This is a genomic window from Pseudogemmobacter faecipullorum, from assembly GCF_020539525.1.
GTDB lineage: Bacteria > Pseudomonadota > Alphaproteobacteria > Rhodobacterales > Rhodobacteraceae > Pseudogemmobacter > Pseudogemmobacter faecipullorum.
In genome coordinates, this window is sequence record NZ_JACDXX010000006.1 from 209,265 (window position 1) to 218,140 (window position 8,876).

At 63.4% G+C, this 8,876-nt stretch carries 7 protein-coding genes and 1 pseudogene; 4 read left to right on the top strand and 4 right to left on the bottom strand.

All coding sequences use genetic code 11. The features are described 5' to 3' along the window. Positions 1-12 precede the first annotated feature (12 nt). The 3 genes from H0485_RS08770 to lptF are packed head-to-tail and all read right to left on the bottom strand — an operon-like array spanning position 13 to position 4,423. Positions 13-2,172: an LPS-assembly protein LptD gene (locus H0485_RS08770; RefSeq protein ID WP_226934991.1), complete on the bottom strand. Its 2,160-nt coding sequence runs from the start codon at positions 2,170-2,172 to the stop codon at positions 13-15. A 2-nt stretch (positions 2,173-2,174) separates the two neighbouring features. After that, complete coding sequence (gene lptG / locus H0485_RS08775; RefSeq protein WP_226934992.1) at positions 2,175-3,269, bottom strand: LPS export ABC transporter permease LptG; 1,095 nt, start codon at positions 3,267-3,269, stop codon at positions 2,175-2,177. Beyond that, a complete protein-coding gene (lptF, locus tag H0485_RS08780) occupies positions 3,266-4,423 on the bottom strand; it encodes an LPS export ABC transporter permease LptF (RefSeq protein WP_226934993.1) in 1,158 nt (385 codons plus the stop codon). Before lptF ends, lptG begins: the two co-directional genes overlap by 4 nt. A gap of 189 nt (positions 4,424-4,612) precedes the next feature. Between lptF and H0485_RS08785 the strand changes: the two genes are divergently transcribed. Both H0485_RS08785 and H0485_RS08790 read left to right on the top strand, forming a co-directional pair. Continuing rightward, positions 4,613-6,082, top strand: coding sequence for a leucyl aminopeptidase (locus tag H0485_RS08785; RefSeq protein WP_226934994.1), 1,470 nt, complete (start codon positions 4,613-4,615; stop codon positions 6,080-6,082). A gap of 8 nt (positions 6,083-6,090) precedes the next feature. Beyond that, complete coding sequence (locus H0485_RS08790; protein WP_226934995.1) at positions 6,091-6,558, top strand: DNA polymerase III subunit chi; 468 nt, start codon at positions 6,091-6,093, stop codon at positions 6,556-6,558. A gap of 69 nt (positions 6,559-6,627) precedes the next feature. Here H0485_RS08790 and mnmA read toward each other — a convergent pair whose 3' ends face one another. Beyond that, positions 6,628-7,767, bottom strand: coding sequence for a tRNA 2-thiouridine(34) synthase MnmA (mnmA, locus tag H0485_RS08795; RefSeq protein WP_226934996.1), 1,140 nt, complete (start codon positions 7,765-7,767; stop codon positions 6,628-6,630). Between the two features lie 176 nt (positions 7,768-7,943). On the opposite strand from mnmA, the gene sciP reads away from it, so the two are divergent. After that, on the top strand, positions 7,944-8,216 hold the full coding sequence (gene sciP, locus H0485_RS08800; protein WP_226934997.1) for a CtrA inhibitor SciP: 273 nt from the start codon (positions 7,944-7,946) through the stop codon (positions 8,214-8,216). 111 nt (positions 8,217-8,327) lie between these two features. Beyond that, positions 8,328-8,801: pseudogene (locus H0485_RS08805) on the top strand (response regulator); the annotation flags it as partial. Positions 8,802-8,876 lie beyond the last annotated feature (75 nt).

Genomic DNA, 8,876 nt, shown 5'->3' on the forward strand with positions numbered 1-8,876 from the left:
CGGGCTCTCATCTCAGTAGCAACGCCGCGCCGGACCCGCCGTCTTGCCATTGCCAAAGCCGATCAGATCGACCGAAAGGCCGAAATTCGTGGTCGGGTTCACACTATCGGAGGTCGTCAGCCTGCGCGAGAGGGAAAGATCCACCACCACGCATTCATTGCGGTATTCGATGCCCAGCCCGGCAATAGTGCCGCGCTTGCCGTCGAAATCATAGCGCCCCTCGGCCTTGGTGGTCAGCGAGGGGTTGACCTTCCAGGCGGCGTCAAAGGTCAGCTCGCGGCTGTCCTGATAGCGGTTCTCGCTGGGGTCAGCCACCGCCCAGAGCGCCGAGCTGGCGAGGAAGAGCCGGCCCTGGGACAGGCTGAGCCGCATCTCGCCCTTGGTCAGCTCCAGATCCTCGCCGATCACGGCACGGGTGGTGGCGGTAAAGCCGCTGGCAAAGTTAAAGCTTGCCGCGGCCAGCCAGTCGGAATTGAGCCCGCCAAGCCCCGAAGCCAGGCCAAAGCCGTCGCGATCATGTTTGCGCAGCACTTTGCCAATGGTCAGAATGCTGCTCCAGCCTGCGGGATCATAGCGGGTCCAGCTGAGGCCGATATTGGCGCGGCTGGATTGCTCGATCGCATCAGCCCCGGGGAAACGGTCAAGATTCCAGAGGCTTGCCTCGTCAAACTCAACCAGAACCGAATCCTCATTCGGAATGCCGGATTTGTCATCCAGCGCGCCAACGATCTGGATCACCGGTTCCAGCACATGGGCCACGCCGTTCGAGCTGGCCTTGAGCAGCGGCCAGCGCAGCTCAACCCCGGCGGCGGCAGTGGCGCGGGTATAGCTGCCCTCAAAGGCCGCATCCTGATGCAGGCGATAGACATCAAACTGCGCCTCGCCCAGCAAAGTGGTCTCAAGCCCCAGATCCGAGATGAAGCTGCGCCGCCAGTCCACCCGGGCCGAAAGCCGCGAGACATCGCGGCCATCCGAAATGCCATCGCCGAGCGGGGCATCGGGATCGAGCGGGCTTGCCGAGGTGCGCAGATGCGAATGGGTCTGGATGCGCAGCCCGCCCATTCCCCCCAAGGGCCCCAGCGAGAAGCGGCGGTGGAAGGTCATATCGGTGACCAGCGAGGGCAGGGTGTCGTTGTCATCCTCATCGCGCAGCGACTGGAAACTGACCAGACGCAGCGAGAAAAAGCCGTTGCGCCGCACCCGGCTCAGCTCGACCCGGCTGTCGAGGCGGTCGCGGTCCGAATAGCCGTAATCGAGCAGATAGGCATTGTCAGAGGTGGCGATCACATTGAAAGCCAGACGGAAATCATCGGGCAGTTCGAAAGAGCCCCGGCCACGGAACCAGCCGCGCCGGCTATGATCGGTCAGATCATCTGAGGTCAGCGCGCCCTCCAGCTCAATCGCGCCGGTGCGGAAGGCCTGGCGGTAGCGCAGCTCGACCGTCTGGCTGCGCTTGGTGCTGAGATAGGGGGTGATGGTCAGGTCGCGGTCATCGCCGAGCGTCAGGAAATAGGGCAGTTTCAGCCCGGTGCCGAGCAGCGAGGTCGAGCGCATACTGGGGGCGAGGAAACCCGAGACCCGGCTTTGCTTCGCATCGGGCAGCCGCAGCCGGGGGATATAGAACACCGGCACACCGCCGATGCGGAACTGGGCCTGGTCGAACCAGATCATCTGCGCGGCCTCGTCATGGATGACGCGGCGGGCGCGGATCTCCCAGAGCGGCGTCGGATGCGCGGCGCAGATCTGGCAGGAGGAGGCGACGACATTATTCATCGCCGAATAGCGCCCGCCGATCCGGCTGAGCGAGCCCGCCGCCATCTGCAGCTGCTGGTCGAGCACGATGCGGGCGCTGGTGAGAATGCCTTGGGTCATATCGGCCGAAAGCTCGGCCTGGGAGGCGAGGATCACCGTGCTGCCATCGGCAGAGGTCAGGCTGAGCGGGCCGGCAATCACCAGGCTGTCGTCGCTGCGGTCATAGGTGACGCTGGTGGCGGTCAGGCGGTAGCCCTGATAGAGGATCTCGACATGACCCTGGGCCACCAGCCGGTCATCGCCACTGGTAACCTGCAGCTCATCCGTGACCATGGCGGCCTGCTCCTGGGCATGGCCCGGCAATGGCAGGATAAAAGCGGTGCTCAGCGCGAGAGAGGCGAGCAGACGGCGCAGAGGCATATTCAGCCGTCCTCCAGATGCAACAATAGACCAAGGGCAAGCAGCACAGCCGCGAGCGGCGGGCTCCATGCTGCCAGAGATACCGGAATCTGACCAGTCTCGCCAAGGGCCTGGGCAAAATTCCGCAGGAAGAACAGCGCGAAACCGGCAAGGATGGCATAGAGCACACGGATGCCGGTTTTCCCGGCCCGGGTGTGACGCATGGTAAAGCCGGCCGCGACCAGCACCATGGCGGTCAGGAGCAGTGGCTGCGCCAGCTCCATCTGCAGCCAGAGCTGATAGCTGCGGGCCGAGAAACCGGCTTTCTCGAGACCGCGGATATAAGAGGGCAGCTGCCAGAACGGCACGGCCGAGGGGGTGCCGAAACTGTCGCGGATGCGCTCGGGCGTCAGATCCGAGGGCAGGCGGGTGCCATCGGGCCAGCGGGTGGCCGCCAGTTCGGGGTTTTCCGCCGCGAGATTCCACACTTTGGCACCGGAAAGGATCCAGGCGCCCCGGGTCAGCTCGGCGCCTTCGGCATCAATCCGGGTGACCGGAATGCCTTCGCTGCCAAAGGTCAGGAAGGTGGTGCCGTAAAGCCGGGTGCCGTCGAGATTGGCGCGCCGCGCCTGGATCACGGTCTGGCCGTAATCGCCGCCCTGGCGCAGCCAGAGCCCCTGTTCGCTGACCGAAAGCGCGGTGCCGCCGGCCGCATAACGCGCCGAGAGATCCTCATAGGCGCGCGAGGTGGCGGCAACCATCGGGTTCATCACCCCGACCGCAAACAGGCCGATCACCGTGGCGACAAACACCGGGGTGACGACAAAGCGCAGCCCCGAGCGCCCGGCGGCGCGCACCACCACCAGCTCGGATGAGCGGGCGAGGGCGAGGAAATTGGCGATCGAGCCCATGACGAAGATCAGCGGCAGGATGCCGTAGAGCGTCTCGGGGACATTGAGCAGCGACAGCAGGAAGGCGTCGGCCAGCCCCGCGCCCTTGCCGGAAAACCTGCGCAGCTGCTCGATCATATCGATCAGCATCAGAATACCGAAGAAGATCAGGAAGACCTGGGCAATGGTCCAGGCAAAGCGGCGCGCGATATAGAGAGAAAGCGTCATTCGGCAGCCCCCGGCGCGGCATCGCCCTGACTGAGAGGGCCGGTCTGGCGCGGGCGGCGGCGCGGCCGTCCGGCCCACCACAACAGCAGCGCGCTGAGCCCGAGGCCCGCGAAGGGGGCGGCATAGACCAGCGGCCAGAGCGCGGCGGATTTCAGCGCCTGGCCCGAGGCGGCGGTATTGATCATCTGCATGGTGATGATCAGCAGCACCGCAATGGCGATCTGGCGCCAGAGGCCAAAGCGTGAATAGCCGCCCAGCATCAGCGCGGCAAAGCCCAGCAGCGGCGCGGCCAGCCCCAGAAGCGCCGAGGAAATCCGGCCATGCCCCTCTTCCAGCAGCTGGGCGGGCGAAGCGCCGGTTGCCGCCTGCAGCGCCGGGCTGGCGCGCAACAGATCCGGCGTGCCCGCCTCGCGCAGGCTGAGGCCACGGCCGCGGCTGACCCCGACGATATCGCTCATATCCAAAGTGAAATCGGCAAAGCGGGTCAGCGACAGCCGGCGCTGCCCGTCGAGCGAGAAGCGCTGCACCATACCGTCGAGCATCACCAGCCGCGGCCCTTCCTCGCCGCGCACGATCAGAGCCTGGCGGGCGGTATAGGTGATGCGCTCATTTTCCGAGCGGTCATCGGCAAGGAAAATATCGTTCAGCTCGCCCAGCTGGCTGATCTCGCGGATATAAAGCGTGATGCCATTTGCCGGATGCATGAACCGCCCCTCATTGAGGAAGCGTGCGGTGATATTCTCGCTGATCTCGGCCGAGCGTTCTGAAAGCCGGGCCTGGCTCATTGGCACCAGAAAATTGGTCAGCATCATCTGCATGGCAAAAACACAAAGGCCGAAAAAAAACACCGGCCGCGCCAGGCGGAAGGCGGAAAAGCCGGTGGCCTGCATCACCACCAGCTCGCTTTCCTGCATCAGCCGGTTGACCGCATAGAGGCAGCCGGCAAAGGCCGAGACCGGCAGCACGAGGCGGATCACATTGGGCAAAGTCAGCAGCGAGAATTCGACGAAAACCAGCGCGGTCTGGCCGTCGCCGATCAGCTGATCGAACAGGCCAACGGCGCGGTTCACCCAATAGACCGCCACCAGCACCAGGCTGAAAAAGCCAAACAGTGCCAGGAACTGAGACAGAAGATAACGGTCGAATTTCGACAAGGCAGGTCCTGGCAGAGAAGTCACCCCGGGCGGTCATTCCCGGCTCAGCGGACCCTAGACGAAATTGCGGAAGGGGAAAACTCATATCTGGCCAAGCGGCTCTGGCTTTACTAGCTTTGCAGCGGAGCTTTGCCAGCGGGTCAGATCCGCAGGGCCCTGGCACATGAATTATACAGGGAAATCAAGAATATGTCGCAACCTGTTCAGATCCGTTTCCTCGAAGGGGACAGCGAGACCCTGATCTCGGCCGAGGGGCGTATCGCCATTTTTGCCGATGCTGCAGCCCCGCTTTCGCCGCTGGCGCGCAAACTTGACCGCGCGGCCCGCGGCGCATTGACCCGGGCGGTCAGCTCCGAGGCCTTTGGCAGGCTCAAGCCGGGCGAGGGGCTGGAGCTGGCCTTCCCGGCCGGCCTTGCCGCCGAAGCGGTGCAGATCCTGCGCCTGCCAAAACGCACCGATATTGCTGCGGCCCGCAAGGCGGGGGCGGCGATTGGCGCTGCGCATGGCAGTAAGCAGCTGACGGTTCTGGCCGAAAGCCATCCGCGCGCGGCGGAAATTTCTTTTGGCCTCGCGCTCAGGGCCTATAGTTTTGAGGTCTACCGCTCGGGCGAGCAGAAAGCGCCCGGCCCGGTCGATTTCCTGACCGCGAAACCCGAGCAGGTCGCCCAGGAGGCCGGGCCGCTGGCCGCCCTGGCGGAAGGCGTGTTCTTCACCCGCGATCTGGTCAGTGAACCGGCCAATGTGCTGACCACCGATGATTTTGCCGCGCGGCTGGCGGCAATGGGGGAACTGGGCCTTGAGGTTGAGATCCTCGAGGAAGCCGAGCTGGCAAAGCTCGGCATGCGCACTCTGCTCGCCGTCGGCCAGGGCTCGGAAAGCCCCTCGAAAGTCGTGGTGATGCAATGGAAGGGCGGCCGTGCGGGCGAAGCCCCGCTGGCGCTGATCGGCAAGGGCGTGGTGTTTGACACCGGTGGCATCTCGCTGAAACCGGCGGGTGGCATGGAGGATATGGTGATGGATATGGGGGGCGCGGGCACGGTTGCCGGTGTCATGCGCACCCTCGCTTTGCGCAAGGCCCGCGCCAATGTGGTGGGCATTGTCGGCCTCGTTGAGAATATGCCCGATGGCAAGGCGCAGCGCCCGGGCGATGTGGTGAAATCGATGAAGGGCGACACGATCGAGGTCATCAATACCGATGCCGAGGGCCGCCTCGTGCTGGCCGATGTGCTCTGGTATGCCCAGGAGCGCTTTAACCCGGTCGGCATGATCGATCTTGCCACCCTGACCGGGGCGGTGATCGTGGCGCTTGGCCATGAGCACACCGGCGTCTTCTCGAATGAGGACACGTTCTGCAATGCCTTCCTGCGCGCTGCCGAGGCCGAGGGCGAGGGCGCCTGGCGCCTGCCGCTGAGCGAAGCGCATGACAAGCTGCTGAAAAGCCGGATCGCCGATATGCGCAATTCGGTCGGGCGCGAGGCGGGCTCGATCACTGCGGCGCAGTTCCTGCAGCGTTTTGTGAAACCCGAAACCCCCTGGATCCATCTCGATATCGCCGGCACCGCCTGGGCGAAATCGGGCACCACTTTGTCGCCGAAAGGCGCGACCGGCTGGGGAGTGCGGGCGCTGAACCGGCTGATCCAGGATCGCTACGAAGGGTAATCGGGGCATTGGGCGCGGTTAAATTCTACCATCTGCAGCAAAACAGCCTTGGGGATGTGGCCCGGACCCTGCTGGGTCAGGCTCTGTCCCAGGGCTGGAATGTCATGCTGCGCGGCGCCTCGCGCCAGCGGCTGGAGCGGCTCGATCTCGCGCTGTGGCAGGGGCCGGAGGACAGCTTCCTGCCGCATGGGCTCGAGGGCGGGCCGCATGATGCCGATCAGCCGGTGCTTCTGGGTACGGGGGCGGCGGTCAATGGTGCGCGGGCGGTGATGCTGCTGGCGGGCAGCCCGGTTGATCCGGGCGAGGCGGGCAGGATGGAACGGATCTGGCTGCTGTTTGAGGATGGCGACGAGGATCAGATGCAGATCGCCCGGGCCGAATGGCGCGCCGTCACCAAAGCCGGACTGGCGGCCGAATACTGGTCGGATGAAACGGGACGCTGGGTGAAAAAGGCCGAAAGCCAGCCCGCCGCCTGAGGCTGAAAGCCCTGAAATCAAAAACGCCGGCCCCGAGCGGGGACCGGCGTTTTTTCGTGCCCGGAGCGCTTAATAGCCGCGCCAGATCCAGCCGCCGCCAAAGATCCGGCTGCCTTCATTGGCGTAGAAGACGCAGGCCTGGCCGGGGCTGACACCATCTTCCGGCTCGATCAGCTCGACCTCGGCACTGGTGGCCGAAAGCGGGCGGATGATCGCCGGGCGCGGCGCGCGGGTCGAGCGCACCCGGGTCAGCACATGCCATTCTGCCTGGCTGTCAAAGGGCGCATCGCCCAGCCAGTTGATCTCACGCACCGGGATGGTGCGGGTCGAGAGCGCCTCTTTCGGGCCGACGATGACGCGGCGGTTATCGGCATCAAGCTTCACCACATAGAGCGGCTCCCCAAGGCCCCCGATGCCCAGACCCTTGCGCTGGCCGATGGTGTAATGGATCACGCCGCGATGCTCGCCCAGCACCTTGCCGTCAAGATCGACAATTTCGCCCGGGGTTGCGGCTTCGGGGCGCAGCTTCTCGATCACAGATGCATAATTGCCGTTCGGCACGAAGCAGATGTCCTGGCTGTCGGGCTTATCGGCGACCGGCAGGCCATATTTCGCCGCCAGCGCCCGGGTCTCGGCCTTGGAGGGCAGATGGCCCAGCGGGAAGCGCAGATAATCGAGCTGTTCGGGCGTGGTCGAGAACAGGAAATAGCTCTGATCGCGATTGGCATCGGCGGCCGAATGCAGCTCGGGACCATGCTCGCCCTGCATCCGCTGGATGTAATGCCCGGTCGCCATGCAATCGGCATCAAGGTCTTTGGCGGTGGCCAGCAGATCCTTGAACTTCACCCGCTCATTGCAACGGATGCAGGGCACCGGGGTGGCGCCGGCCAGATAGGCATCGGCGAATTCCTCGATCACCGCCTCGCGGAAAGTGTTTTCATAATCAAGAACATAATGCGGAAAGCCCATGGCCTCGGCCACGCGGCGCGCGTCATGGATATCGCGGCCCGCGCAGCAGGCACCTTTTTTCGCCAGCGCCGCGCCATGGTCATAGAGCTGCAGCGTCACGCCGACGACATCATAGCCCTCTTCCTTCAGCATGGCGGCCACGACAGAGCTGTCGACGCCACCGGACATGGCAACGACCACCCGGGTTTCCGAGGGGGGCTTGGGCAGACCAAGCGAATTGAGCGATAGATCGCGGGGCATGACAGGTCACCGGCACTGGGGCATGGAATGGGCAGAGGGGGTATCCGCCTCGGGATACCGGCTCAGGTCGTGCAGAATATAGGAAAATGTGATCTATTCTCAACCCCGCGGTTCAGCAATGATTAAGCCTGAGCCGGCAAAGCTGAGTCGTATCAGGGCCTGATAGGGGATCTGCTATGTATATCAGACGAGGAGAGGCGCCAGGGCAGGTCACCCTGCCGGATGGTTCGGTCATGACCCGGGCGGATCTGCCGCCGCCCGAAACCCGGCGCTGGGTCGCCAGCCGCAAGGCGGTGGTGGTGCGCGCGGTACGCTATGGGCTGATCAGCGAGCAGGAGGCGCGTGAGCGCTATTCTCTGTCTGAGGAAGAGCTGAGCCAGTGGTGCGAGGCGGTGGAAACCTGGGGTGAAAAAGCCCTGAAGGTGACCAGTCTGCAGAAGTACAGATAAGTTTAAGTTGTATTGCCGCGATACTCTGTCAGTTTAACTCCGCATTAACCAGTGGATGCCAGTCTTGCTTAATGAATGTGCATTTCCATTTCAGCCAGAGCGGAGTTTCTTATGCGAATTTTGCTTGTTGAAGATGATCCCTCGACGGCGCGCAGCATTGAAATGATGCTGTCTCATGCAAATCTTAACGTTTACTGCACAGATATGGGCGAGGATGGTATCGATCTGGCCAGACTCTATGATTACGATCTGATCCTGCTGGATCTGAACCTGCCGGATATGAGCGGGCATGAGGTTTTGCGTCAGATCCGGCTGGCCCGGGTTGAAACGCCGATCCTGATCCTGTCCGGATCCGATGATACCGAGAGTAAATTAAGGGGTTTTGGCTTCGGCGCCGATGATTATCTGACCAAACCCTTTCACCGCGAAGAGCTGGTGGCGCGGATCCATGCCATCATCCGCCGCTCCAAAGGTCATAGCCAGTCGGTGATCCGGACCGGGGCAATTTCTGTTAATCTTGATGCAAAAACTGGGCTCTGTTGCGCAAATCCCGTGAGGGATTCATCTCGTGAATCCAGCATGGTAGCTGGGGTGCATGAGCAGACCCACATCCCCGACCTACAGGACCAGGAACTGGCCAGCCTATAACGATGCGCTCAA

Excerpts from the sequence above, each read along its gene's own strand:
- H0485_RS08770 (WP_226934991.1), bottom strand. The coding sequence starts at position 2,172 with ATGCCTCTGCGCCGTCTGCTCGCCTCTCTCGCGCTGAGCACCGCTTTT.
- lptG (WP_226934992.1), bottom strand. The coding sequence starts at position 3,269 with ATGACGCTTTCTCTCTATATCGCGCGCCGCTTTGCCTGGACCATTGCC.
- H0485_RS08785 (WP_226934994.1), top strand. The coding sequence starts at position 4,613 with ATGTCGCAACCTGTTCAGATCCGTTTCCTCGAAGGGGACAGCGAGACC.
- mnmA (WP_226934996.1), bottom strand. The coding sequence starts at position 7,767 with ATGCCCCGCGATCTATCGCTCAATTCGCTTGGTCTGCCCAAGCCCCCC.
- sciP (WP_226934997.1), top strand. The coding sequence starts at position 7,944 with ATGTATATCAGACGAGGAGAGGCGCCAGGGCAGGTCACCCTGCCGGAT.